The organism is Lonsdalea britannica, assembly GCF_003515985.1.
Lineage (GTDB): Bacteria > Pseudomonadota > Gammaproteobacteria > Enterobacterales > Enterobacteriaceae > Lonsdalea > Lonsdalea britannica.
Genome location: NZ_CP023009.1, coordinates 3,167,467 through 3,192,863 on the forward strand (window position 1 = coordinate 3,167,467; position 25,397 = coordinate 3,192,863).

Sequence of the window (25,397 nt, forward strand, 5' to 3'; positions counted from 1 at the left end):
GCTTTTAATCCGGACGACTCGCATAACCGCTGTACACCTTGCCGTTTCCCCTCTTTAGCATTAGATTTTTGTGGGCTTCACGCCTGCATTAAATAAGTTTATTTCATGCGAAAAGACGCTTTCCAACTGGGGATTACCACTACAATAGCGCCCATATTTAGCCGCCTAATAAAGGCATTCGACGGACGTTTAAAGGAGTGGTGCGTGATAAGCGTTTTCGACATGTACAAAATCGGCATCGGGCCGTCCAGTTCTCACACTATTGGACCGATGAAGGCCGGTAAACAGTTCGTCGATGAACTGGAGCAGGTCGGCCTTCTCGCCAACACGGATAGCGTAAAGGTAGACATTTATGGCTCGCTGGCGTTGACCGGCAAAGGCCACCATACGGATATTGCGATCATTCTGGGGCTCGCTGGCAATCAGCCAGATACCGTTGATATCGATGCCATTCCCACGTTCATTCAGGATGTCGCCCTCCACCAGCGTTTGCCGCTGAACGGGCAGCATGACGTGACGTTTTCCCAGACGGAAGATCTGACGTTCCATTGGGACAATCTGCCGCTGCATGAAAATGGCATGACGCTGAGCGCATACGCGGGCAATACGTTGATTTACCGTCAAACCTACTACTCTATCGGCGGCGGATTTATCGTTGACGAAGCTCACTTTGGTCAACCGGTCATCGCCCCCGTTGAGGTGCCCTATCCTTACGATTCAGCGCAGCAGCTGCTCGCATTGTGTAAGGCTAACGGTCTGTCCATCTCCGCACTGATGTTACGCAACGAGCGCGCGATTCGGCCTCAGGCCGAGATCGATGACTATTTTGCGAATGTCTGGCGCGCCATGAGCCAGTGCATCGACCGCGGTCTTAATACTGAAGGACTGCTGCCCGGCCCGCTACGCGTTCCCCGGCGTGCGGCCGCGCTGCGACGTATGCTCATGTCATCCACCGCCCTGACGCAAGATCCTATGTCCGTCGTAGATTGGGTCAATATGTTCGCTTTGGCCGTCAATGAAGAAAATGCGGCGGGCGGTCGCGTCGTCACGGCGCCGACCAACGGGGCCTGCGGCATCGTACCTGCCGTACTGGCGTACTACGATCGCTTCATTGAGCCCGTCGGTCCGCAGGTGTTCTTGCCCTATTTCATGACAACAGGCGCAATCGGGATTTTGTACAAAATGAATGCCTCCATTTCGGGCGCTGAGGTCGGCTGTCAGGGCGAAGTCGGGGTGGCATGCTCGATGGCTGCGGCCGGTCTGACCGAACTGCTGGGCGGCAGTCCTGAACAGGTCTGCGTCGCCGCTGAGATTGGCATGGAGCACAATCTGGGGCTGACCTGCGATCCGGTCGCCGGTCAGGTACAGGTGCCCTGTATTGAGCGCAATGCTGTTGCGGCCGTCAAAGCGATCAACGCATCGCGCATGGCCATGCGGCGCACGTCCGAGCCTCGCGTGTCGTTAGATAAAGTGATCGAAACGATGTATGAAACCGGTAAGGATATGAATGCGAAATATCGGGAGACGTCGCGCGGCGGATTGGCAATCAAAGTCCAATGTGATTAAACGGCGCCGAATGTAGAAGGCTGTGCGCGGATGCGCACAGCCGATAGCGAAGCGAGTTACGCCTCTTCGTCTTGATCCTGTTGGTCAACGACGCGTTCAATACGCACCAGTTCGATACGGTATTCGCTGGCCGCCATGATGGTAAATCTCAGGTGGCTGAACTCCAGCACCTCTCCAACATGCGGGAACTCATTGCTGTGAGCCAGCAGCAATCCGGCGAGCGAGGTGTAATCCTCTTTCGGGTCCACCAGATCCTGCATGTCCAGCGCCTGCTGCAGCGAGTGCAGATCGGTTCCGCCCTTCACCAGCCAGCCAGTGGCGTCGGCGACAATCTCCGGCGTTTCATCCTCGTCAGGGAATTCACCGGCGATCGCTTCCAGCACGTCCAACGGCGTCACCAGACCCTGTACGACGCCAAATTCGTTGGTCACCATCACCAGACTGCCTTTCGCGCGTCGCAGGACCGGCAGCAGATTGATGACATCCAACGTTTCCGGCACCACGATAGGCGACGTCACGGCGGCGAAGGTTTCCACATCCTGACCCTCTTCCAGCGCCACCAGCAGATCTTTCGCACGCACGACGCCCACCAGCTCGTCCAGCTCACCACGGCAGACCGGGAACAAGCTATGCGGCGTATCCAGCAGCTGAATGCGGATCTCTTCCGTGGAGCGTTCGCTATCCACCCAGGAAATTTCCGTCCGCGGCGTCATGACGCTGCGCAGTGAACGCGATGCCAGCGTCAGGACACCGCTGATCATATAGCGCTCTTCCTCGGCGAATGTCTCTTCGATACGCGCCTGAGGCTGTTCTTCATCATCCTGTTCGTTGTGTTTGGCGCGTGCGCCCATCAGACGCAAAATCGCTTCGGCGGTACGCTCACGCATGGGGCGATGAGACTGGTGCTTAGCGAAGTTATGACGCGCAATCTGATTAAACAGTTCGATGACGATGGAGAAACCGATCGCCGCGTAGAGGTATCCCTTAGGAATATGGAAACCAAAACCTTCGGCCACCAGGCTAAGCCCGATCATCAGCAGGAAGCTCAGACAGAGCACCACGACCGTGGGGTGTTCATTCACGAAGCGCGTCAGCGGTTTGGAAGCCAGCAACATCACGCCCATGGCGATGATCACCGCGGTCATCATGATACCCAGGTGGTTAACCATCCCGACGGCGGTGATTACCGCATCCAGAGAGAACACCGCATCGAGAATCACGATCTGAATGACAACGGCCCAGAAATTGGCATGCTCGCGGCTGGCGTTAGGATCGTGCGGACGGTTTTCTAACCGCTCATGCAGCTCCATCGTCGCCTTAAAGAGAAGGAATATCCCCCGGCAAGCAGAATCAGGTCGCGACCGGCAAAGCTGAATTCACCGACGTGGAACAGGGGACGCGTCAGCGTCACCATCCAGGAAATCAACGAAAGTAGTCCCAGACGCATCAACAGTGCGAGCGACAGGCCGATGATACGGGCCTTGTCACGCTGTTTCGGCGGGAGCTTATCCGCCAGAATCGCGATAAACACCAGGTTGTCGATGCCCAGAACAATTTCGAGTACCACCAACGTCAATAAGCCTGCCCAGATTGAAGGATCTAGCAAAAATTCCATGTCAGACTCCGAAAAATGAACGAACTAATGACATTAATGTCACGGCGTTTTTGAATAAGGTTGAGATGTGTGCACGATCGGCTTGAGGCTGATGTGGGCCGGAAGGGCCGGTTAAGAAGTACCAATCACCCGCCGCAGCCGGTGTAATAGAAATGAATCGTCGATGACAGTCCATAGGAAAGGCGTCCGCCTGTAACTCCTCTTTAATTGAAAGAAAGTTAACTCTAGCAGGTTGTTTCTGGTTTTAACAAAGTTTTTCTATAGTCGCACTTTCTTCGCCAATATTGATAACAAGACCACACTTTTAACTATTCATATAACTGATTACTTTCCGCCCCGAATGATTGGAGATCGTCATCACACTATTTATTTTTTCGCAACATAAAATAAGTCGCGGCTGACTGAGACATTTCCGAACAGCTTGAATCGTTTCATAGCTCGTCCCAGACGGAATTCGCTTTCTTGATAACACAGACTCGGAAAAGCCTTTTGTGCACTTTTGTCAACAAAATGGGAAACCATTCACTTAGGCGTATCCCGTCATCTCTGTACACAGCACACCTGATAATGAAGGGTGTTTAACGAGGAGGTAGCAAGTGAGTATCGCAATTATCTTATGCACTCACGGTGCCACTGCCGGGCCCTTACTCAATACGGCTGAAATGATCCTGGGAAAACAGGACAACGTCGGTTGGATTGATTTTGTTCCCGGCGAAAATGCAGAAACACTGTTGGAAAAATACGAGACCAAGCTCGGCGAGCTGGATACGGATCAGGGCGTTCTCTTCCTGGTTGATACCTGGGGAGGCAGCCCTTTCAACGCGGCGAGCCGCCTGGTCATGGATAAACAAAACCATGAGGTGGTCACCGGGACCAACATCCCCATGCTGGTTGAAACGTTTATGGCGCGTGACGATGATCCGCGCTTTGCCGATTTGGTCGCCATCGCCCTCGAAGCGGGTCGCGCGGGCGTCAAAGCGCTGAAAACGGCGGATGCCGCTCCTGCCAAACCCGCGGCGAAGCCCTCCGCCGCCCCCATGGCCACCCCTGGCTCCGGCGGCCACATGAAAATCGGTTTGGCGCGTATCGATGACCGGTTGATTCATGGCCAGGTCGCCACCCGCTGGACGAAAGAAACCAACGTCAACCGCATCATCGTTGTCAGCAATGAAGTGGCGGCCGACAATGTGCGCAAAACGCTGCTGACGCAGGTGGCTCCGCCCGGAGTCAGCGCGCATGTGGTGGATGTCGCGAAAGCGATTCGTGTCTACAACAATCCCAAATATGCGGGCGACCGCGTCATGCTGCTATTCACCAATCCGACCGATGTCGAGACGCTGGTTGAAGCCGGTGTGGAGTTGCCGTCAGTCAATATTGGCGGCATGGCCTACCGACAAGGAAAAATACAGGTCAATAACGCCGTATCCATAGACGAAAAAGATATTGAGGCATTCCGCAAGCTGGCTGCGCGCGGCATTGAACTTGAGGTCCGTAAAGTTTCAAGCGACAGCAAGATCAATATGATGGATTTAATTAACAAGGCGACTCGTTAATACACCAAATATAGTGATGCGTAACCATTTAAACACTTAGAACGCTATTCATACAGGAGAAGTACAATGGAGATCACCACGCTTCAAATTGTGCTGATATTTATCGTAGCTTGTATATCAGGAATGGGTTCCATTCTTGATGAGTTCCAGTTTCATCGTCCTTTAGTGGCCTGTACCTTAATTGGTTTTGTTCTCGGAGATATTAAGACCGGTATTATTATCGGCGGAACATTGGAAATGATTGCCTTGGGCTGGATGAATATCGGGGCCGCCGTGGCCCCCGATGCCGCCCTGGCTTCCATCATTTCCACCATTCTGGTTATAGCTGGCGGACAGAGCGTCGGCGCCGGGATCGCGCTGGCTATTCCGCTGGCAGCGGCGGGTCAGGTGCTGACGATTATTGTCCGGACCATCACCGTGGCTTTCCAGCATGCGGCGGACAGCGCAGCCGAGCGCGGCAACCTGTCGGCCATCAGTTGGCTCCATATCTCCGCTCTGTTGTTGCAGGCCATGCGTATTGCCATTCCGGCCGTACTCGTCGCGATTTCCGTCGGAACCGAAGTGGTTCACACCCTGCTGTCCTCCATACCGGACGTCGTCACTAACGGCCTCAATATCGCGGGCGGCATGATTGTTGTGGTCGGTTACGCGATGGTCATCAACATGATGCGCGCCGGCTATCTGATGCCGTTCTTTTACCTCGGCTTCGTCACCGCGGCCTTCACTAACTTCAACCTGGTGGCCCTGGGTGTGATTGGCGTCGTGATGGCCATGCTGTATATCCAGCTCAGTCCGAAATACAACAAGGTTCAAGGCGCAGCGGCTCCCGCCCAAGGCAATAACGATCTCGACAACGAACTGGATTAACCGGAGTGACATCATGACTGATTCAACCGAAGTAAAAAAACTCACTGCCAGCGACGTGCGAGGCGTGTTTATTCGCTCTAACCTGTTTCAGGGATCGTGGAACTTCGAGCGTATGCAAGCGCTCGGCTTCTGTTTCTCGATGGTGCCGGTGATTCGGCGCTTATACCCGGAAAATTCGGATGAACGCAAACAGGCCATCAAGCGCCATCTGGAGTTCTTCAATACCCACCCCTTCGCCGCCGCCCCGATACTGGGCGTCACCATGGCGATGGAAGAACAGCGGGCCAATGGCGCCCCCATCGACGACGGCGCTATCAACGGACTTAAAGTGGGGCTGATGGGGCCATTAGCCGGCGTCGGGGATCCTATCTTTTGGGGAACCGCCCGTCCGGTATTCGCCGCACTCGGTGCTGGGATTGCCATGACGGGTAGCCTGCTCGGCCCGGTCTTGTTCTTCGTGCTCTTTAATCTGGTGCGTCTGCTGGTGCGTTATTACGGCGTCGCTTACGGTTACAAAAAAGGCGCGGATATCGTCAGCGATATGGGCGGAGGTCTTCTGCAAAAAATGACGGAAGGGGCGTCCATCCTCGGCCTGTTTGTCATGGGCGCATTGGTTAACAAGTGGACGCACGTTAACATTCCCATGGTGGTGTCGCGTGTGACCGGTCAGGATGGACAGACCACGGTCACGACCGTGCAATCCATTCTCGACCAACTGATGCCGGGTCTGGTGCCACTGCTGCTGACTTTCGGCTGTATGTGGCTGCTTCGCCGCAAGGTAAACGCACTTTGGCTGATCATGGGCTTCTTCGCGATCGGCATTTTTGGTTACTGGATTGGTCTTCTGGGTCTGTAACGTTCTCCTGCCGGGGAGGGTTGTTGCTGTCCCCGGCCCATTTATGGAGTCGCCATGAGTTTCTCCGATATCGTCATTATCCTCTGCATCGCCCTCACCCTTATCTACGCCGTTTATGATGAATTTATGATGGACCGACGCAAAGGCCCGACACGTCTGCGAATTTTATTACGCCGTCGTAGTCATTTAGATGCGTTAATTTATATCGGGTTGATTGGCATTTTAATCTATAAAAATATCACGAGTTACGGGACTACATTAACGACTGTATTACTGTTCTCGCTGATATTGATGGTTATTTATCTTTCTTTCATTAGATACCCAAAATTGTTATTTAAACCGCAAGGTTTCTTTTATGAGAATATCTTTATTTCTTATGGGAGAATAAAAAAAATTACATTATCCGAGGACGGCATTCTGGTTATTTCTCTGGAGAAAAAAGCGTTGCAAATCAGCGTCAACGAGTTAGATGACTTGGAAAGAATCTATCAGTTTATGATTGAAAATCAATGAATTGAAATCATGCGAACCAACGAGGAATGACTGAAAGATAATCAGCATCATGCCTATCGGTTATTATCCATGCAATCCATGCAGTCATCCATCTGGATTGTTTCACAGATGTCAAAGGTGAAAATAATTATCAGTTGCGTTTGTTTTCCTTAATCTATTTATTGTTGTTTAGCTCGGAAATAATATGTTAAGGTTGCGCGGTCATTTGGGGAGTAGCCAATTTCTGACGATTTTTTATCAGGAATGTTCGTGTCAACATGCTCGTTTTTCTAAAAAACGTGGTGCGAACGGCCAGACAGGCAGGCGAGACCATATGCACGCGATCTATTATCTGGTTGGGGGATAGATAGCGTGATATGGAGAAATGCCCCGCCGAGGCTATTTACAATGAATCTATCAGCAACTTTAATTCTTGCCTTTGGCATGTCCATGGATGCTTTCGCCGCTTCAATCGGTAAAGGCGCCGCCTTACACAAGCCCCGCTTCAGCGAAGCCGTCCGTACCGGACTTATTTTCGGTCTTATAGAAGCTATTACGCCTTTGATCGGTTGGGGCCTCGGCTTTTACGCCAGCCGCTTCATCATCGAATGGGATCATTGGGTCGCTTTCAGCCTGCTGTTTATCCTCGGCGCGCGTATGATTGTCGAAGGATCCAAGGGGGAAGACACCTCGTCTCAATCTGGAAAAATCCGCAAACACGGTCTCTTCACGTTAGTCTGCACCGCTATCGCCACCAGTCTCGACGCCATGGCGATAGGAGTGGGACTCGCTTTCTTGCAGGTCAATATTGTTCATACCGCGATGGTGATTGGCTGCGCCACCATGATTATGGTGACCTTCGGAATGATGATTGGCCGTTACGTCGGACCGTTGCTCGGCAAAAAAGCCGAGATCATGGGAGGCGTGGTGTTGATTGGTATCGGTTGTAATATTCTCTACAGTCACCTGTCCAATCTGGCCTGATAGATGAGGCAGGTGCAGCGACTCTTTCGCTGTCCTGCCTATCCATTTATCCATTACCGCTACAACTTGCGGTGAGTTCGAATCAGAAAATCCGTTTCACATTCAAACAACGATTCTGCCATTAATGTTGCCATCACTTCCGGCGTCGCTTTCCATGCAAAAGGCGTCATCTGCAACAAGGCTGCTGCTTCCTCTCCCGTCAGCGACAACGTGTAGCGAAGCGTTTCCGTGTTCTCCAGTTCAAATCCCACCAGCATTTCTTCCTTCATCGGATGCAGTTTTACATCTCGATAAATGCGTTCTTTTAGCTGATATAAATGCCGTGGACCTGGGGAAACCGTCATCACCAAACCGCCCGGCTTCACGACGCGATCCAGCTCTTTATCGTTACACGGAGCGTAGATCTTCAATACCGCATCTAATGAGTGCGCGTTGAACGGCAAGCGCTGACTCGACGCAACGCAAAAATTCACCTGACGGTAGCGGCGAGCGGCGCGTTGAATCGCCACTTTAGAGACATCTAAACCGAACACCTGTACGCCAGCATCCGCCAGGCATGATGATAAAGCATCGGTGTAGTACCCTTCGCCACAGCCAATATCCAGCACTGACTCAACCTGCCCCGTCATCTGGTTCGTCAGCGCATCGCAAAGATGACTCCGTAGAGGCAAATAATGACCTGCGTCCAAAAAAGCGCGGCGGGCTTGCATCATCTCCGCGTTGTCTCCGGGTTGTTTCGACCGTTTGAACTGCACCGGGAGGAGGTTAACGTACCCTTCTTTCGCGCGATCAAAATGGTGCTGTCCGCAGGTCCAGCGGGAGGATTCTGGTTGGAGGGGCTGATGGCACAGGGGACATTGATACGGCGCAGACGACATCTTGTTACCTTTTTGTTGCATACTTTGGCTTACGACAAAAACAAAAAACCCGCATCGAGGCGGGTTTTATTACGCAGAATTTGTAAATTACAGTGCAGTAACGTTTACTGCTGAAGGACCTTTCTGGCCATCCTGAATTTCAAACTCAACGTTCTGGCCTTCAGCCAGAGTTTTGAAGCCGTTACCCTGGATTGCAGAGAAATGTACGAATACATCTTTGCTGCCGTCAGCCGGAGTAATGAAGCCAAAACCTTTAGACTCGTTGAACCACTTAACCTGACCTTTAATCTTTGCCATTTCAATATTTCCTTTAAACGTTCTAGACCGCCCGAGGGCGTTGTACAGATAAACTTGAGTCGTTGCTGCTAGAGGCACCAAAGTAAGGATCGACAGAGAAGTGGTATTCAACGTGAACGTTAGTACTCAAGACTTCTTTACGGAAAATGCCATTCATATACAGAACTGAACCTCGTTTCATCCAAATGCGTTATCACATACTCTGTGATCCTTGGCAAGCCATTTTTTACCAATGACCGGCACGACGCACAAATTCGTATATTTCATGCTTTATTCACATATCTATTTCTAATAACTGGCATTATTAGTGCGCAGTTTGATGATAAAAATGAATACGCGAGATAACCTTACTTTGGTTAGCATTATTATGGCACCCTACCGTGAGGTCGCCACCATCCTGATTAATTAATTTTTTATTATTGGTAAAGACCTCAAAATGTGATTGAACATTAAAACATCAGTCACGATAAGTACTAACATTTAACGCTTGGTCTTTAATGCCTCCCCCACTTCCTTGTCTGCGGATATACGCGATTCAATCCCACATTTGGACCCATCGGTACCTCTGAAACCGTTACTTTCGCCTTTCGATAATGATGTGCTGAAGCCTACGTCATTAGATTCGTGAGTTTCATGACGCTGACGTCTATGAAGTCTCGTTGTGTCATCAGGAGCTAATAACTGATTCTGGCCACAAAACCACCCTCTCACTACATCCACACAAAGATTGTAACATTTTACGATATTCATTAATCTTGCGCTAACCTCATATCGGATGCCGATACCCTCTGCGACGAGCGCTTTGGTCAGGTTTGCTGACCGACGATTGTTTAGAATTTGAAGAGATTGACACCTTTCAGGGAGCATCATACCATCCATAAATGATAACCATTATCATTTAAACAATTAAGTCAGCCTCTGAGGATCTCGAATGAAGCCGTTCCGAAACTGTCTTGCCTTCTCGTCTCATGCCCTCATCGGGATATTTTTCAGTGTATTCACCTTAGCCCCCGCGCACGCGGCGGAGAAATTTCGTGTCGTCACAACCTCCACGATTATTCAGGATATGGCCCAAAACGTGGCTGGCGATGCCGCGACGGTGGTTTCCATCGCTAAGGCGGGCGCGGATATCCACGATTATCAACCGACACCGAGAGACATCGTCAAAACCCAATCGGCTCAGCTAATTTTGTGGAACGGGATGAATCTGGAGCGTTGGTTCACACGCTTTTTCGAGAACATTAAAAACGTGCCTGCCGTGGTGGTAACTGAAGGCATTACACCTCTCCCCATCAGAGAAGGCGCCTACAACGGCAATCCGAATCCTCACGCCTGGATGTCTCCTTCCAACACACTGATTTATGTTGAGAATATCCGCCAGGGGCTGGTGAAGTACGATCCCACCCATACCGCGATTTATAACGAGAACGCCCGCGTCTATGCCGAAAAAATCAAAGCCATTGACGCCCCGCTGCGCGAACGACTCGCTCGCATTCCCGAGGATCAACGCTGGTTGGTGACCAGCGAAGGTGCGTTTAGCTACCTCGCCAAAGATTATCAGTTGGGAGAGATTTACCTGTGGCCCATCAATGCCGATGAACAAGGCTCGCCGCAACAAGTCCGCCGGGTTATCGATCAGGTTCGTCAGAAGCACATTCCGGTGATCTTCAGCGAAAGCACCGTATCCGATAAGCCCGCGCGTCAGGTCAGTAAGGAAACCGGGGCCAAATACGGCGGTGTTCTGTATGTCGACTCCCTGTCTACGCCGGACGGCCCTGTGCCCAGTTATCTGGATCTGCTTCGCGTTACGGTGGACACCATAGCGAAAGGATTCGAACGATGAGCCAAACAGCCGCAGCAGCGCTCGGTCCGCTGTCATTGGACGTACAGTCAGTATCCGTCACCTATAACAACGGCCATCAGGCCATCCATGACGCCTCTTTTTCGTTGACCGACGGCACAATTTGCGCGCTGGTCGGCGTCAACGGCAGCGGCAAATCCACGCTGTTCAAAAGCATTATGGGGCTGGTGAAACCCACCAGCGGCGCGGTACAGCTGAATCAGCAACCTATCTCTGTCGCCCTGAAACAAAACCTGGTCGCCTATGTACCGCAAACCGAAGAGGTCGACTGGAATTTCCCAGTGCGCGTTTCCGACGTCGTCATGATGGGACGTTACGGCAAGATGAACTTCCTACGGATACCGGGGGCGAAAGATAAAGCCCTCGTCGCGGAAGCGCTGGAGCGCGTCGGGCTGTCCGCCCTGCGCGATCGCCAAATCGGCGAGCTGTCCGGCGGACAGAAAAAACGTGTTTTCCTCGCGAGAGCGTTGGCTCAACAGGGCCGCGTTTTATTGTTGGACGAACCGTTTACCGGCGTGGATGTTAAAACAGAAAATGCCATCGTCGACCTGCTACGCGCCCTTCGGGCTGAAGGACATCTCATCCTCGTCGCCACCCACAATCTCGGTAGCGTGCCGGAGTTCTGCGACCACGTCATTTTGGTCAACCGCACCGTACTTGCCGCCGGCCCCACTCACAGTACCTTCACCCAGTCTAATCTGGAGAAAACTTTTGGCGGCGTACTTCGCCACATCAATTTGGGGGGAACCCACCTGCACGATGATGACGATAGTCGCTGTGTCACGGTACTGACGGATGATGAGCGCCCGGCCGTATTCTATGGCTCCACGAAAAGCGATCCGCCGACGTTCAGCCAGTTGCCGGGGGAGAAAAAAACGCCATGAGCGAATTACTCCTTCCCTTTAGCTACGACTATATGCTGAAAGCCATCTGGGTCAGTGGCATGGTCGGCGCCGTCTGCGCATTTCTTTCCGCCTATCTGATGCTGAAGGGCTGGTCTTTAATGGGCGATGCACTGTCACATTCGGTCGTTCCCGGCGTCGCCGGCGCCTATGCGTTGGGCTTGCCTTATGCCGCTGGCGCATTTTTCAGCGGGATGCTGGCCGCGTTGGCTATGACATTTGTCAAACACCTGACACGCCTGAAAGAAGACGCCATCATCGGCTTTATCTTTTCGACCTTCTTCGCCGTCGGACTGCTGATCATTTCGCTGAACCCAACATCCATCAACGTGCAGTCGATTATCTTCGGCAATATACTCGGTATCGCCGATGAAGACGTCCTGCAGGTGCTGGTCATCATCACTGTCACCTTCATTATCTTGTGCCTGCGTTGGAAGGATTTGCTGGCCGTGTTTTTCGACGAAAACCATGCCAGCTCGATCGGTCTGTCGCCGATGAGGCTGAAAATATTGTTCTTTACCCTATTGAGCGCCTGTACCGTCGCGGCGCTACAAACCGTCGGCGCGATTTTGGTGATCGCGATGGTGATTACGCCGGGCGCGACGGCCTATCTGCTGACCGACCGGTTTGGTTACCTGATTTTGATCTCAATCGCGGTGGGCACGCTGACCAGTGCGATAGGCGCTTATGTCAGTTTCTTCCTCGACGGCGCCACCGGCGGCATCATTGTCACGCTACAAACGCTGGTGTTCCTGATCGCCTTTGTGTTTGCGCCGAAACATGGTCTGCTGGCCGCACGTCGCCAACGGCGGCAGGCCAGCCGGGGAGAGCACGTATGAGTTTGCTTCACTGGATTATCGACCCGCTGAGTTACCCCTTCATGCAACGTGCCCTATTGGCAGCGGTGATCACCGGCGTCGTTTGCGCGGTGCTGTCCTGTTATTTGGTGCTAAAGGGCTGGTCGTTGATGGGAGATGCGATTTCCCACGCCGTGCTGCCGGGGATTGTGCTGGCCTTTTCGCTTGGTATTCCACTGGCCATAGGCGCGTTCGCCTCGGGCCTGTTTTGCGCGGTCGCCACCGGGTATGTAAAAACCCACTGCCGGGTGAAAGAGGATACCGTCATGGGGATTATTTTCTCCGGTATGTTCGCGCTGGGACTGGTGATGTTTGCCCGCGTCGACAGCGACCAGCATCTCTCTCACATCCTGTTTGGCAACGTGCTGGGGATTTCATCGGATGATCTGTGGCAAATCGCCATTATCGCTGCCGTCACACTATCCATCGTGCTGCTGCGCCGCCGGGACTTCATGTTGTATTGCTTTGACCCTAACCACGCCCGAGTGATCGGACTGCCGGTAACCTGGCTGCACTATGGGCTGTTATGCCTGCTGTCGCTGACCATCGTCGCCTCATTGCAGGCCGTTGGCGTCATTCTGGTCATCGCCATGCTGATCGCTCCCGGCATCATCGCTTATATGATCTGCAAGACGTTTGACCGCATGCTGTTCGTCGCGACGATCGTATCCGTTTTATCCTGCGTTTCAGGCACGCTGGTCAGTTTTTATATCGATGGCGCAACCGGTCCTTGTATCGTCATTATTCAGGCATGTTTGTTTGCTGCCGCACTGAGTTACCACCAAATACGTTCTCGCCGCCCGCGCGTCAGCGCCTAATCGCACAAATTCAGACCGCCGACCGTGACAAGAGATTGCGGTTGGCGGTATGGTAAGTCTAACGCTGCTTTTTTAACCACAACACTTCAATACCCTACCCGCCGCCCGCTCAAATCGAAACAACGGCCGACGGTGACAAATTTCAGAGGACACAACTTACACACGTAACGATATAGCGCATCATTCCAACAGGAGGTTTCTCTATGTGGCACTCGATCGGTCAATTATTGGCAGAATACCTGGGGCCGGGAGAATTACAGGATCGCAGGGAACTGCCGGGCGGGGAGATCCATTCCGCAGGTTATCTTCGTTACGGCGAGCAAGATGTCTTTATCAAAAGCGACACCCGGGAAATGTTGCCGAAATTTCGGGCGGAGGCGGAACAGCTCGAGCTATTAGCCCGCAGCGAAACGGTACACGTTCCTCAGGTGTATGGCGTCGGCAGCCACCGGGACGTCAGCTTTCTTCTACTGCAATACATTGAATTTAAACCCCTGGATGCGCACGGCGCATGGCGCCTCGGCGAACAGCTGGCACGCCTGCATCAGTGGAGCGAGCAACCTCAGTTTGGTTTCGACTTCGATAACGATCTCTCCACCACCCCTCAGCCCAATGCCTGGCAGCGCCGCTGGTCCAGCTTCTTCGCCGAACAGCGTATCGGCTGGCAACTGCAGCTGGCCGCGGAAAAAGGGATGTTTTTCGGCGATATCGATACGTTGATTTCAGCCGTAGAACAAAAACTCTCCGGCCACCAGCCGCCGCCTTCATTGCTGCATGGCGACTTGTGGTCGAATAACTGGGGGAACAGCGCCAATGGGGTGTATTTGTTCGATCCGGCCTGCTACTGGGGCGATCGTGAGTGCGATCTGGCGATGCTGCCGCTGATGCCAGCGCTACCGCCGCAAATCTACGACGGTTATCAACACGTCTGGCCGCTGGAAAAGGGATTTTTGGAACGGCAACCGATTTACCAAATTTATACGCTGCTTAATCGGGCAAATCTTTTTGGTGGGGAATTTATCGCGGCCGCTCAACGGGCAATCGATGCCCAGTTACACGCTGCGGACTCGCATTGACGGAGTGGGAGTGGGCCTCGCCCACTCTCATTCTCGTTGTCAGGCAATCAGACCGATGACTTTTAACACGACATAACCAATAGCGGCGACGATGATCGGCAAAATGTACAGCGGGAAGAATTGCAGCAGCACGGTATGACGGGGAAGCTTGACCCGGGTTTCCAGCTCTTCACGCGTTTTCCCGTCACTGCCTTTGGCGTTTTCCAGGATCATCTGATCTTCCAGACCTTCACGAATATGCTTCACCTGCCGCGAAAGACGCGCGCCGGACACCTGCAACGCCAGTCCAACAAAGATCAGGATATAAATGAGCCAGAACATCATGGTCGGCGAAGCAAAGGCGCGGCTAAAATCCGGCACCGGCGAGTTATACCAAAAGAGATTGAGAAACGGTGTGTTGAAGCGAAGGACTTCCACGACCAAATGCAAAAAGTCCTGCATCACCCCATTTATGCCCTGCTTTCTCTCCGTGAAGTCATAAATGACATTCGCCAGAGATATGATCGTTGAAAGCACGGCCGGAATAAAAATGATCCATCCCGCGATACGCTTAACCACGGCGATGAGGCCTGCCTGTTGATACGTCATGAGTTCCCCTTGATGAGTGACGCAGCCTAAATATCTCAATGAGATAACACTTAGTGTAGACACATAAAAACCCGTTAGCAGGGTACTTCAGGTTTCCAACGAGTCAACGTTTTCTTGAGGGATGGCCTTTTGAAGCAATGATTTAGCGTCTAACTGGTTTATAATTGCCACTCTCTTTGATTGTCCCCACCACAGGAGCCCAACCCTATGCCTGCTATTTACCCCATCGACGCGGCCATTTTTGACATGGACGGATTGCTGATTGACTCCGAACCGTTCTGGGAGCGCTCCATACATGAAATCATCAGCGGATTGGGCGTGGACATGTCATCAACCGACGGCATGCCGGACCTGCTGGGTCTTCGCATCGATATGGTCGTTGCGCTCTGGTATCAGCATTCTCCCTGGAAAGGGCCCAGCAAAGAAGAAGTCACCACCCGCATCATCAAACGCACCATTCAGAGCGTGGAAGAAACTCGTCCTTTATTGCCTGGCGTGGAGCAGGCTCTGCAACTGTGCCGCAGTCAAAATCTGAAAATTGGGCTGGCTTCGGCCTCGCCGCTGTTTATGCTGGAACAGGTGTTGGAGATGTTTAATTTGCGCGGTTACTTCGACACGCTGATGTCCGCAGACCAACTTCCCTATAGCAAGCCGCATCCTGAGGTCTATCTGCGGGCTGCACAAGCGCTGGAGGTTTCCCCTCTCGCCTGCGTCACGCTGGAAGACTCGGTCAATGGCATGATCGCGACCAAGGCTGCCCGCATGCGCTCTATCGTCGTTCCGGCGGCAGAGATGCGCAACGACGCGCGCTGGGCGTTGGCGGACGTCAAATTGGAGTCGCTGCAACAACTCACCGCCGCCCACATATCCTGAACCACATCGCGGTGCTCCGTGCGTCTGGAGCACCCGTTCATCCCGCTTAAATCCAGCACTGACTTACCCGTTTTTTCCTTACAAAAAACAGGGACGTGATCTTCGTCGCCAAAAACGGTTTTAACAAGCATATCAAACTGTTAATGAGAATGAATTTGCTTCTTCTTTCACATTTTTTATCTCACCGATATGCTACGCTTACTATCGATATACCACCAATACAACGGAGATGGTTTCATGATGATGAAAGCAGCAGTCGCAAAAGCCTTTGGACAGCCTCTGGTAATCGAGCAGGTGCCGGTGCCGGAAGTGGGTCCAGGTCAGATATTGGTTAAAATTGCCGCAACCGGCGTATGCCACACCGATCTCCATGCCGTAGAAGGCGACTGGCCGGTTAAGCCCAACCCGCCCTTTATTCCGGGTCATGAAGGCGTCGGACACGTGGTGAAAATCGGCGCAGGCGTCACTCACCTGAAAGAAGGCGACCGCGTGGGCGTTCCCTGGCTGTATTCCGCCTGTGGACACTGTGATTACTGTCTGGACGGCTGGGAAACACTGTGTGAAAAACAGCAGAACTCCGGCTATTCCGTTAACGGCAGCTTCGCCGAATACTGCCTGGCCGATGCCAACTACGTGGGTATCCTGCCGGACGACGTCGAGTTTAATGAAATCGCCCCGATCCTCTGCGCAGGTGTAACGGTTTATAAAGGTCTGAAAATGACCGATACCAAACCGGGCGACTGGGTCGTCATTTCCGGTATCGGCGGTCTGGGCCATCTGGCGGTTCAGTATGCCAAGGCGATGGGCCTGAATGTTGCCGCTGTCGATATCGACGACAGCAAACTGGCGTTCGCCAAACGTCTTGGCGCGACCGTCACCGTCAATGCCAAAAGCACCGACCCGGTGGCGTATCTGAAAAAAGAAATCGGCGGTGCGCATGGCGTGCTCGTCACCGCCGTCTCTCCGAAGGCGTTCGAACAGGCTATCGGTATGGCCCGCCGCGGCGGCACCATCGCGCTGAACGGTCTGCCGCCGGGCAAATTCGACCTGTCGATCTTCGACATGGTGCTGGATGGCATCACCGTGCGGGGTTCCATCGTGGGAACGCGTAAAGATCTGCAGGAGTCACTGGACTTCGCCAGCAAAGGCAAAGTAAAAGCGAATATCGCCGTTGAACCGCTGGAAAATATCAACGACATTTTCGCACGTATGCATGCTGGCAAGATCGAAGGCCGTATCGTCGTCGATATGGCGTTGTAATCGTCTCTTCCCCGTGGATCTCGCCACGGGGATATTTCGTTCTTGTCACTTCGACGTCCCTTTTCGCCTCATGCTTGCCACATCAGCCTCACTAAATCTGCTTGAATACACCGGTTAACAGGGCTCGCTGTCACAAAGAGTTACGCCGTCACGTCTTTCACCTCTCCTCACATTATTTTATACTGTATAAAATGACAGCCTCCTGAGATATCGCATGACCGCCGAAGGCCACCTTCTATTCGCTGTTGCCAGCGCCATATTCGCCAAAAAAGCAGAGCTTTCTCCCGCGCTTGCGGCCGGAGACTGGTGGCACATCATTCCTGCGGCCATGTTGACGTCCTTGCTGCCTGATATCGACCATCCCAAGTCGGTACTCGGCCAACGCTTAAAGTGGATATCCATTCCGGTGGCGCGCCTGTGTGGACATCGCGGCTTTACCCATAGCCTGTTGGCGATTATCGCCGGGCTGTATTTTATCCACACTCAGCTTCCCACAAATTGGCCCATTCCGGGCGACGTCTATCACGCCATGATCGTGGGCTACCTCAGTCATATCGTGGCCGATATGCTAACCTCCGCGGGCGTGCCGCTATTGTGGCCGTGTCGCTGGCGATTTCGCTTCCCTATATTACAAAGCCAAAAAGGTAATCAGCTTGAGCGAATGCTGTGTTCGGGCCTCATTATCTTGTCGTTGTGGCAGCCTCAACGGTCGTTGGAGAGTTGGAACTACCCGCAGCCGACGAAATGGCTTCAGGGCCTCAATTTGCAACTCCACCAATTACTCACGCCGCAACGTAGCACCCTGCTGCGTTTTTAGGTGCAACCTGCCCTGTTTCCCGGTAACACCTACCGATAAGACCTGCTATTCTAGCGCGCCTGCCTCCCCACGCTGGGGAGCAAGATAAAAGATAACCAACGAGGGAGAAGTGGAGATGAATTTTCCGCTCATACTGAATATTATCGTTTTCGCCCTACTGCTGATCGCGCTAAGTTACTGCGGCAATGCACGCTGGAGTCTGGCGAAGAAAGTCCTGCTGGGTCTGGTGATCGGCGTCGTATTAGGTTTGGGGCTGCACCTAATCTACGGTAGCAACGCGCCGGTCGTTGCACAGTCAATTGCCTGGTTCAATATCGTCGGCAATGGTTATGTCCAGCTGCTGCAGATGGTTGTGATGCCGCTGGTCTTTGTATCTATTCTCAGTTCGGTCGCCAAGTTGCACAATGCCTCGTCGCTGGGAAAAATCAGCTTGCTGACCATCGGTACGCTGCTTTTCACGACGTTAATTGCCGCACTAGTCGGCGTCTTCGTCACTCATCTGTTCGGGCTTAACGCCTCGGGGCTCGTACAAGGGGCTCAGGAAACGGCCCGGTTGTCAGCGATTGAAAGCAACTATGCAGGTAAAGTCGCCGATCTTTCGGTGCCGAAGTTAATCCTGTCGCTTCTCCCCAAAAACCCGTTCGCCGATCTCACCGGCGCCAGTCCGACAGCCATCATCAGCGTGGTCATCTTCGCCGCTTTTCTGGGTGTCGCCGCGCTCCAACTACTGAAGGATGACGCTGAAAAAGGCCAACGGGTTTTGATCGCCATTGATACGCTTCAGGCGTGGGTAATGAAACTGGTGCGGTTGGTGATGCGTCTGACGCCATACGGTGTCCTCGCGCTGATGACTAAGATGGTGGCCAGTTCAAACTTACAGGACATCATTAAGCTCGGTAGCTTTGTGGTTGCCTCTTATCTGGGGCTGGCCATCATGTTTGTTGTCCATGCCCTGCTGCTCTCACTGACTGGCGTTAACCCGGCTCGCTTCTTCCGTAAAGTCGGCCCGGTACTGTCCTTTGCCTTCACCAGTCGCTCCAGCGCAGCCACGATTCCGCTGAGTATTGAAGCGCAAACCCGACGCCTGGGCATTCCCGAGTCTATCGCAAGTTTCGCCGCCTCTTTCGGCACGACCATCGGCCAGAACGGGTGTGCAGGACTATATCCTGCCATGCTGGCGGTGATGGTCGCACCGACGGTTGGTATTGACCCGTTCGATCCGGTTTGGATCGCCACGCTCGTCGGTATCGTCACCATCAGCTCCGCCGGCGTCGCTGGCGTGGGCGGTGGCGCAACCTTCGCGGCGCTGATCGTCCTGCCTGCGATGGGGCTCCCGGTGACACTGGTGGCATTGCTTATCTCAATCGAACCGCTGATTGATATGGGGCGCACCGCGTTGAACGTCAGCGGCTCTATGACCGCGGGGACGATAACCAGCCAGCTACTAAAGCAAACGGACAAGCAGGTGTTCAATTCACGGGAAGATGCGGAATTAAAGCAGCAGTAAGTCTGATAGATCGCGTTCAAAAACGAAAAAGCCGAACGAGATGTTCGGCTTTTTTATGACTCAGACTAACGTTAGCTCTGAGGATGGGTATCGTATTCCTGACAGCTCTGGAAGCCTTTATTCAGTACATGGCCCGTTTCATCAAAGCTCACGAAGTAGTACTGTATTTTCTTATCTTTAGTCCCCAGGATATAGGTGTTACAGGTACCACGTGCATTAATCATCGTGGCCTGGGTAGAGGCTGGACCTGCGATTTGATTGACCTGCTGTTTGGTCATCCCTTTTTTGACGTCTTTTACCACCGGCTTGGTAAAGTAATTCTCCGCACGGTCATACGCCGTACAACCAGAAAGGAGCACCAGCCCTGCAGCAATACACATTAATAATCGATTCTTGTTCATTGCATTACCTCTTTTGGTATTAGTTAGCTTAAGGCTAGATGGCAAGAGGCGGTTTATCAACCCGACCTCAATGCTTTAATGAACTGATTATGGGTAAGAAAATAGGCTACCAAGCGCAGTCCTATCCTGCGCACTTGTTCTTTTACTCCACGGGAAGTCACGTTAAACTGAGACAATCGTTCTAATTATGCTGCCGTATCAATAGGTTCAGGAGAGGCGAAATGTCATTACAGCAGAGCATCATTCAGGCACTCGGCGTCAAAAACACGATCGATCCCGCGCAGGAAGTCCGTGTTAGCGTTGATTTTTTGAAGAATTATCTTAAGGCGCATCCTTTCGTCAAAAGTCTGGTGCTCGGCATCAGCGGCGGCCAGGATTCCACGCTGACAGGCAAAATTTGCCAAACGGCCATCAATGAACTGCGTACAGAAACCGGCAACTCAGCCTATCAGTTCATCGCCGTCCGCCTGCCCTATGGCGTCCAGGCCGACGAGCAGGACTGCCAGGATGCGATCGCGTTTATCCAGCCGGACCGTGTATTAACTGTCAATATCAAACCCGCCGTCGATGCCAGCGAAGCGACGCTTCGTGAACTTGGCATAGAGCTGTCTGATTTCGTGAAGGGAAACGAGAAAGCGCGTGAGCGTATGAAAGCGCAATACAGCATCGCGGGAATGAATGCAGGGCTGGTCGTTGGTACGGACCATGCGGCAGAAGCGGTCACGGGCTTTTTCACTAAATACGGCGATGGCGGTACCGATATCAACCCGATTTTCCGCTTGAACAAGCGTCAGGGTAAAGCGCTGCTGAAACTTCTGGGCTGCCCTTCTCATCTCTATACCAAAGCACCGACCGCCGACTTGGAAGAAGATCGTCCTGCATTGCCGGATGAAGTGGCTTTGGGCGTCACCTACGAGAATATCGACGATTATCTGGAAGATAAAAATATCGATCAGCGCGACGCGGCGATCATCGAGGAGTGGTACCGCAAAACGGAGCATAAGCGCCGTCCGCCGATTACCGTTTTCGACGATTTTTGGAAATAATCGACACTTTATCCCGCATTGTCATTAGCGTCCTCTCTCAAATATTAACGGCAGCCTGGCTGCCGTTTTCTTTTCTGCGCGTACCTCCGGTTCCCGATCTGGCAATTCCATCTACACTATGAGTCAAACGCTCTAATGTGAGACACAATGATGCACCGCTCTCCACCGGGTAAACGAATTCAGCGCGAGATTCGCACGGTTGAACAAATGATAAAACTGTATGCTAAGTCTCATCCCGTTCAGGTCGGCGATGACAGCTATACACTGCTATTTCGCTACGCAATAAAGCGTCTCAATAAGTGTTACTTCGGGGAGGAAAAACCGGCCTGCAAGCAGTGTCCAATCCACTGTTATCAACCCGCTAAACGTGAGGCGATGAAGCTTATCATGCGCTGGGCCGGGCCACGAATGCTGCTACATCATCCGGTGCTCGCCCTCCGACATCTTTGGGACGACCGCCGCCCTGTACCGGAGATTTCGCCAGTCAAAACAAAAATTCCTCATTTACAAGACGATATTTCAGAGGAAGCCGTAAAAGAAAAAGGCCGCTAAAGCGGCCTTTTCGTTTACTTAAAACTTACTCAGTCTTTAGGTGAAGCATTCTCAACCCGACTCTTTAACTTCTGCCCCGGACGGAATGTGACCACACGGCGCGCCGTAATCGGAATATCCTCGCCTGTTTTTGGGTTACGTCCCGGCCGTTGGTTTTTGTCTCGCAGGTCAAAATTGCCGAACCCTGACAACTTGACTTGCTCGCCATTTTCCAAAGCGCGACGAACTTCTTCAAAAAACAACTCGACTAGCTCTTTGGCATCCCGTTTACTCAGCCCAAGCTTTTCAAACAGGTATTCTGACATTTCAGCTTTTGTAAGCGCCATAGGTTTAATCCCTCAAGGATGCTTGGAATCGCTGTTTTAGTGCTGCCACACATTTCGCGACTGTGGCGGCAATTTCCTCTTCTGCCAGTGTACGAGCGGTATCCTGCAATACCAGACTGATAGCCAGACTCTTATATCCGTCTTCCACGCCCTTGCCTCGGTACACGTCAAACAAGTTTACGCCAACTAACTGATTTGCGCCAACTTTCTTGCACTCAGCCAGAATATCTCCCGCAGGCACGTTTTCAGCGACGACAACGGCGATATCACGACGGTTCGCCGGGAAGCGGGAAACATCAGCAGCTTCCGGCACAACACGGTCTGAAATTTTGTCCCAGAGAACTTCAAATACGACGGTACGACCGTTTAAATCCAACTTACGTTCCAGTTCTGGGTGAATAACCCCAATAAAACCAATACGTTGTCCATCCAGATAAATTGCAGCGCTTTGACCTGGGTGCAGAGCGGCGTTCGCTTCAGCTCTGAATTCAACGGCAGAAAGTTTGCCCGTCAAAGCCAGTACCGATTCAAAATCACCTTTTAAATCATAGAAGTCAACTGGCTGTCGTGCCAGGTCCCAATGTTCTTCAAATCGGGAACCGGTGATCACACCCGCTAACATCATTTCCTGACGGATACCCTGTTCCGCATTGCTGTCGGGAACAAAACGCAAACCACTTTCAAAAATACGGATTCGGCTCTGCTGACGATTCTGGTTATAAACAACTGCGCCCAGCAATCCGGTCCACAGCGACAAGCGCATTGCCGACATATCGACTGAGATCGGACTAGGCAGGATCAGCGCTTCTTCGCCTGGATGAACCAGCGCCTGAATTTTAGGATCCACAAAGCTGTAAGTGATCGCTTCCTGATAGCCGTGGTCCACCAGCATGGTTTTCACACGTTTAAGCGACAGATTAGCTTCTCGGTGGCTCGTCATTTTCAACGGCGCCAGTGCGGCTTCGTTAGGAATATTGTCGTAACCGTAGATGCGAGCAACTTCTTCGACCAGATCTTCTTCAATTTCCATATCGAAACGCCAGCTTGGCGCCGTCGCCTGCCAGCCATCAGCCGTACGTGTCACCTGACAGCCCAGACGTTCCAGAATATCGCTCACCTTGTCGTCAGCGATATGATGGCCGATCAGGCGATCTAATTTTTCACGACGCAGCGCAATCGTAGCGCGAACAGGCAGGTTTTTATCGTGAGTCACATCAACAACCGGACCGGCTTCGCCACCGCAAATATCCAGCAGCAAACGAGTCGCGCGTTCCATTGCCTGATACTGCAGCTCTGGATCAACACCGCGTTCGTAGCGGTGAGAAGCATCTGTGTGCAAGCCGTAGCGACGCGCGCGACCGGTGATTGCCAACGGGTTGAAGAAGGCGCATTCCAGTAAAACGTCCTGCGTTTCTTCGTTTACGCCGGAGTGTTCGCCGCCGAAAATCCCAGCCATTGCCAGCGCTTTGCTGCTGTCGGCAATAACCAGCGTCTCCGCATTCAGTTTCGCATCGTTACCGTCCAGTAAACGCAACGTCTCGCCTTCCTGAGCCATGCGCACCGTGATGTTCCCCTCCAGGCGACCGAGATCGAAGGCGTGCATCGGCTGGCCGAGTTCCAACAGAACGTAGTTAGTGACATCGACAACCGGATCGATAGAACGGATCCCACAACGACGCAATTTTTCACGCATCCACAGCGGAGTCGTCGCTTTGACATTAATCCCCTTCACCACGCGGCCGAGATAGCGAGGACAAGCCTCTGCGGCATCCACGTTGATGGGGAACGTATCGGTGATCGTCGGTTCGACGGGCGTGATTTCCGGAGTAGTGAAGGCAACGCCATTCAACACGGCGACATCACGAGCGACGCCCTGCAGGCTCAGGCAGTCGGCACGGTTAGGCGTAACACTGATCTCGATGATGTTGTCATCCAGCTTCAGGTATTCACGCAGGTCGGTTCCAATCGGCGCATCGGCAGGCAGTTCCAGAATTCCGTTATGGTCATCGGCAATCCCCAACTCGGAGAATGAGCACAGCATCCCTTCGGACGGTTCACCGCGGAGTTTGGCGGCTTTGATCTTGAAATCGCCCGGCAATACCGCGCCGATGGTCGCAACGGCCACCTTCAAGCCTTTACGGCAGTTAGGCGCGCCACAGACGATATCCAGCAGACGTTCGCCACCGACATTCACTTTGGTGACGCGCAATTTGTCGGCATTAGGATGCTGGCCGCACTCTACCACTTCACCTACAAACACACCGTTAAACGCACCGGCGGCTGGCTCTACGCCATCCACTTCCAAACCGGCCATCGTGATTTGTTCAGATAAGGCTTCGCTGCTGATAGCTGGGTTAACCCATTCCCGTAACCAGAGTTCACTGAATTTCATAATGCTATTCCTGCCTTATTTAAACTGTTTGAGGAAGCGTAAATCGTTTTCAAAAAATGCGCGCAGATCGGTTACGCCGTAGCGCAGCATGGTCAGTCGTTCCATCCCCATGCCGAATGCGAAGCCGGAATACACATCAGGGTCGATACCGACATTACGTAAAACATTGGGGTGCACCATCCCACAGCCCAGCACTTCGAGCCATTTACCGTTTTTACCCATGACATCCACTTCTGCGGACGGTTCGGTGAACGGGAAATAGGAAGGACGGAAGCGAACCTGTAAATCTTCCTCGAAGAAGTTACGCAGAAAATCGTGCAGTGTACCTTTCAGATGAGTAAAGCTGATGTTTTTATCCAGAATCAGCCCTTCCATCTGGTGGAACATCGGGGTATGCGTCTGGTCGTAATCATTACGATAGACACGGCCCGGTGCGATAATACGAATAGGCGGTTGTTGCTTTTCCATCGTTCGGATCTGGACGCCAGAGGTTTGCGTACGCAACAGGCGTTTGGCGTCAAACCAGAAAGTGTCGTGGTCGGCGCGGGCAGGATGGTGGCCGGGGATGTTGAGCGCATCGAAGTTATGATAATCATCTTCAATTTCGGGACCTGATACGACAGAGAAACCCAATTCGCCGAAGAAGGTTTCAATGCGATCGATGGTCCGGGTAATCGGATGCAGACCACCGTTCTCAATGGTGCGTCCCGGCATGGACACATCAATGGTTTCCGCAGCAAGGCGAGCGTTCAGTTCAGCGCTTTCCATTGCCTGTTTACGGGCATTCAAAGCCTCCTGTACTTCCTGCTTAGCCTGGTTGATGACGGCACCCGCTGCAGGACGCTCTTCAGCAGGCAGCTCGCGCAGCGAGGTCATCTGAAGGGTTAAGTGACCTTTTTTGCCCAGGTATTCTACGCGCACGTTTTCCAATGCGGCGATATCCTGCGCCTCTTCTATGGCTGTTCTGGCTTTGGCAACCAGTTCTGCGAGATGTTGCATTACATTCCTCTTCT

General features: G+C 52.6%; 25 protein-coding genes and 1 pseudogene. 17 read left to right on the forward strand and 9 right to left on the reverse strand.

Translation table 11 applies throughout. The features are described 5' to 3' along the window. Window positions 1-204: 204 nt before the first annotated feature. Window positions 205-1,566, forward strand: a complete 1,362-nt coding sequence (locus CKQ53_RS14560; RefSeq protein WP_094117568.1) for an L-serine ammonia-lyase — start codon at window positions 205-207, stop codon at window positions 1,564-1,566. Window positions 1,567-1,622: 56 nt separating this feature from the next. On the opposite strand, the pseudogene CKQ53_RS14565 reads toward CKQ53_RS14560, so the two are convergent. Next, a pseudogene (locus CKQ53_RS14565) lies at window positions 1,623-3,181 on the reverse strand (TerC family protein). A 596-nt stretch (window positions 3,182-3,777) separates the two neighbouring features. Here CKQ53_RS14565 and manX point away from each other — a divergent pair. From manX to mntP, 5 genes are all read left to right on the forward strand, one after another. Continuing rightward, the gene (gene manX, locus CKQ53_RS14570; protein ID WP_118895137.1) at window positions 3,778-4,734 is read left to right on the forward strand and encodes a PTS mannose transporter subunit IIAB; all 957 of its coding nucleotides are present in this window, start codon (window positions 3,778-3,780) and stop codon (window positions 4,732-4,734) included. 66 nt (window positions 4,735-4,800) lie between these two features. Continuing rightward, entirely contained in the window at window positions 4,801-5,601 is an 801-nt protein-coding gene (locus CKQ53_RS14575) for a PTS mannose/fructose/sorbose transporter subunit IIC (RefSeq protein ID WP_085652486.1), read from the forward strand. Between the two features lie 13 nt (window positions 5,602-5,614). Further along, complete coding sequence (locus tag CKQ53_RS14580) at window positions 5,615-6,457, forward strand: PTS mannose transporter subunit IID (RefSeq protein ID WP_085652487.1); 843 nt, start codon at window positions 5,615-5,617, stop codon at window positions 6,455-6,457. A gap of 54 nt (window positions 6,458-6,511) precedes the next feature. Next, window positions 6,512-6,970: a DUF986 family protein gene (locus CKQ53_RS14585; protein ID WP_094117566.1), complete on the forward strand. Its 459-nt coding sequence runs from the start codon at window positions 6,512-6,514 to the stop codon at window positions 6,968-6,970. A 387-nt stretch (window positions 6,971-7,357) separates the two neighbouring features. Continuing rightward, window positions 7,358-7,933 (forward strand): manganese efflux pump MntP, encoded by a 576-nt coding sequence (mntP, locus tag CKQ53_RS14590; protein ID WP_085652489.1) that lies wholly within the window; start codon window positions 7,358-7,360, stop codon window positions 7,931-7,933. A gap of 59 nt (window positions 7,934-7,992) precedes the next feature. On the opposite strand, the gene rlmA is transcribed toward mntP, so the two are convergent. The 3 genes from rlmA to CKQ53_RS14605 all read right to left on the reverse strand — a co-directional run bounded on the left by rlmA (window position 7,993) and on the right by CKQ53_RS14605 (window position 9,265). After that, on the reverse strand, window positions 7,993-8,811 hold the full coding sequence (gene rlmA, locus CKQ53_RS14595; protein ID WP_085652490.1) for a 23S rRNA (guanine(745)-N(1))-methyltransferase: 819 nt from the start codon (window positions 8,809-8,811) through the stop codon (window positions 7,993-7,995). An 87-nt stretch (window positions 8,812-8,898) separates the two neighbouring features. Further along, window positions 8,899-9,108, reverse strand: a complete 210-nt coding sequence (gene cspE / locus CKQ53_RS14600) for a transcription antiterminator/RNA stability regulator CspE (protein WP_005968829.1) — start codon at window positions 9,106-9,108, stop codon at window positions 8,899-8,901. Between the two features lie 22 nt (window positions 9,109-9,130). Next, on the reverse strand, window positions 9,131-9,265 hold the full coding sequence (locus tag CKQ53_RS14605) for a DUF2627 domain-containing protein (protein WP_085652505.1): 135 nt from the start codon (window positions 9,263-9,265) through the stop codon (window positions 9,131-9,133). An 819-nt stretch (window positions 9,266-10,084) separates the two neighbouring features. Here CKQ53_RS14605 and CKQ53_RS14610 point away from each other — a divergent pair. From CKQ53_RS14610 to CKQ53_RS14630, 5 genes are all read left to right on the forward strand, one after another. Further along, window positions 10,085-10,951 carry a metal ABC transporter substrate-binding protein gene (locus tag CKQ53_RS14610; RefSeq protein ID WP_409359743.1) on the forward strand — a complete coding sequence of 289 codons (867 nt, stop codon included), beginning with the start codon at window positions 10,085-10,087 and terminating at the stop codon, window positions 10,949-10,951. Then, window positions 10,948-11,853: a manganese/iron ABC transporter ATP-binding protein gene (locus tag CKQ53_RS14615; protein ID WP_094117564.1), complete on the forward strand. Its 906-nt coding sequence runs from the start codon at window positions 10,948-10,950 to the stop codon at window positions 11,851-11,853. Before CKQ53_RS14610 ends, CKQ53_RS14615 begins: the two co-directional genes overlap by 4 nt. Then, a complete protein-coding gene (locus tag CKQ53_RS14620) occupies window positions 11,850-12,710 on the forward strand; it encodes a metal ABC transporter permease (protein WP_094117563.1) in 861 nt (286 codons plus the stop codon). Before CKQ53_RS14615 ends, CKQ53_RS14620 begins: the two co-directional genes overlap by 4 nt. Further along, the gene (locus tag CKQ53_RS14625; protein ID WP_118895140.1) at window positions 12,707-13,546 is read left to right on the forward strand and encodes a metal ABC transporter permease; all 840 of its coding nucleotides are present in this window, start codon (window positions 12,707-12,709) and stop codon (window positions 13,544-13,546) included. Before CKQ53_RS14620 ends, CKQ53_RS14625 begins: the two co-directional genes overlap by 4 nt. Window positions 13,547-13,749: 203 nt before the next feature. Continuing rightward, entirely contained in the window at window positions 13,750-14,622 is an 873-nt protein-coding gene (locus CKQ53_RS14630) for a fructosamine kinase family protein (RefSeq protein WP_094117562.1), read from the forward strand. A 39-nt stretch (window positions 14,623-14,661) separates the two neighbouring features. On the opposite strand, the gene CKQ53_RS14635 is transcribed toward CKQ53_RS14630, so the two are convergent. After that, window positions 14,662-15,210, reverse strand: coding sequence for a YniB family protein (locus CKQ53_RS14635; RefSeq protein ID WP_094117561.1), 549 nt, complete (start codon window positions 15,208-15,210; stop codon window positions 14,662-14,664). 207 nt (window positions 15,211-15,417) lie between these two features. Between CKQ53_RS14635 and hxpB the strand changes: the two genes are divergently transcribed. From hxpB to CKQ53_RS14655, 4 genes are all read left to right on the forward strand, one after another. Then, window positions 15,418-16,083 carry a hexitol phosphatase HxpB gene (gene hxpB, locus CKQ53_RS14640; protein ID WP_094117560.1) on the forward strand — a complete coding sequence of 222 codons (666 nt, stop codon included), beginning with the start codon at window positions 15,418-15,420 and terminating at the stop codon, window positions 16,081-16,083. A 243-nt stretch (window positions 16,084-16,326) separates the two neighbouring features. Then, window positions 16,327-17,343, forward strand: coding sequence for an alcohol dehydrogenase AdhP (gene adhP, locus CKQ53_RS14645; protein WP_176223445.1), 1,017 nt, complete (start codon window positions 16,327-16,329; stop codon window positions 17,341-17,343). A 214-nt stretch (window positions 17,344-17,557) separates the two neighbouring features. Continuing rightward, a complete protein-coding gene (locus tag CKQ53_RS14650; protein WP_094117559.1) occupies window positions 17,558-18,160 on the forward strand; it encodes a metal-dependent hydrolase in 603 nt (200 codons plus the stop codon). Between the two features lie 115 nt (window positions 18,161-18,275). Beyond that, a complete protein-coding gene (locus tag CKQ53_RS14655; protein ID WP_094117558.1) occupies window positions 18,276-19,667 on the forward strand; it encodes an L-cystine transporter in 1,392 nt (463 codons plus the stop codon). A 71-nt stretch (window positions 19,668-19,738) separates the two neighbouring features. Here CKQ53_RS14655 and osmE read toward each other — a convergent pair whose 3' ends face one another. Then, window positions 19,739-20,068: an osmotically-inducible lipoprotein OsmE gene (gene osmE, locus CKQ53_RS14660; protein WP_026739355.1), complete on the reverse strand. Its 330-nt coding sequence runs from the start codon at window positions 20,066-20,068 to the stop codon at window positions 19,739-19,741. A gap of 221 nt (window positions 20,069-20,289) precedes the next feature. Here osmE and nadE point away from each other — a divergent pair, with 221 nt between their 5' ends. Further along, entirely contained in the window at window positions 20,290-21,114 is an 825-nt protein-coding gene (nadE, locus tag CKQ53_RS14665; protein ID WP_118895142.1) for an ammonia-dependent NAD(+) synthetase, read from the forward strand. 150 nt (window positions 21,115-21,264) lie between these two features. After that, the gene (locus tag CKQ53_RS14670; RefSeq protein ID WP_094117615.1) at window positions 21,265-21,666 is read left to right on the forward strand and encodes a nitrous oxide-stimulated promoter family protein; all 402 of its coding nucleotides are present in this window, start codon (window positions 21,265-21,267) and stop codon (window positions 21,664-21,666) included. A 29-nt stretch (window positions 21,667-21,695) separates the two neighbouring features. On the opposite strand, the gene ihfA is transcribed toward CKQ53_RS14670, so the two are convergent. The 3 genes from ihfA to pheS are packed head-to-tail and all read right to left on the reverse strand — an operon-like array spanning window position 21,696 to window position 25,383. Further along, on the reverse strand, window positions 21,696-21,992 hold the full coding sequence (gene ihfA, locus CKQ53_RS14675) for an integration host factor subunit alpha (RefSeq protein ID WP_026739352.1): 297 nt from the start codon (window positions 21,990-21,992) through the stop codon (window positions 21,696-21,698). 4 nt (window positions 21,993-21,996) lie between these two features. After that, the gene (gene pheT / locus CKQ53_RS14680) at window positions 21,997-24,384 is read right to left on the reverse strand and encodes a phenylalanine--tRNA ligase subunit beta (RefSeq protein ID WP_094117557.1); all 2,388 of its coding nucleotides are present in this window, start codon (window positions 24,382-24,384) and stop codon (window positions 21,997-21,999) included. A gap of 15 nt (window positions 24,385-24,399) precedes the next feature. Further along, window positions 24,400-25,383, reverse strand: coding sequence for a phenylalanine--tRNA ligase subunit alpha (gene pheS, locus CKQ53_RS14685; protein ID WP_026739350.1), 984 nt, complete (start codon window positions 25,381-25,383; stop codon window positions 24,400-24,402). Between the last annotated feature and the right edge of the window lie 14 nt (window positions 25,384-25,397).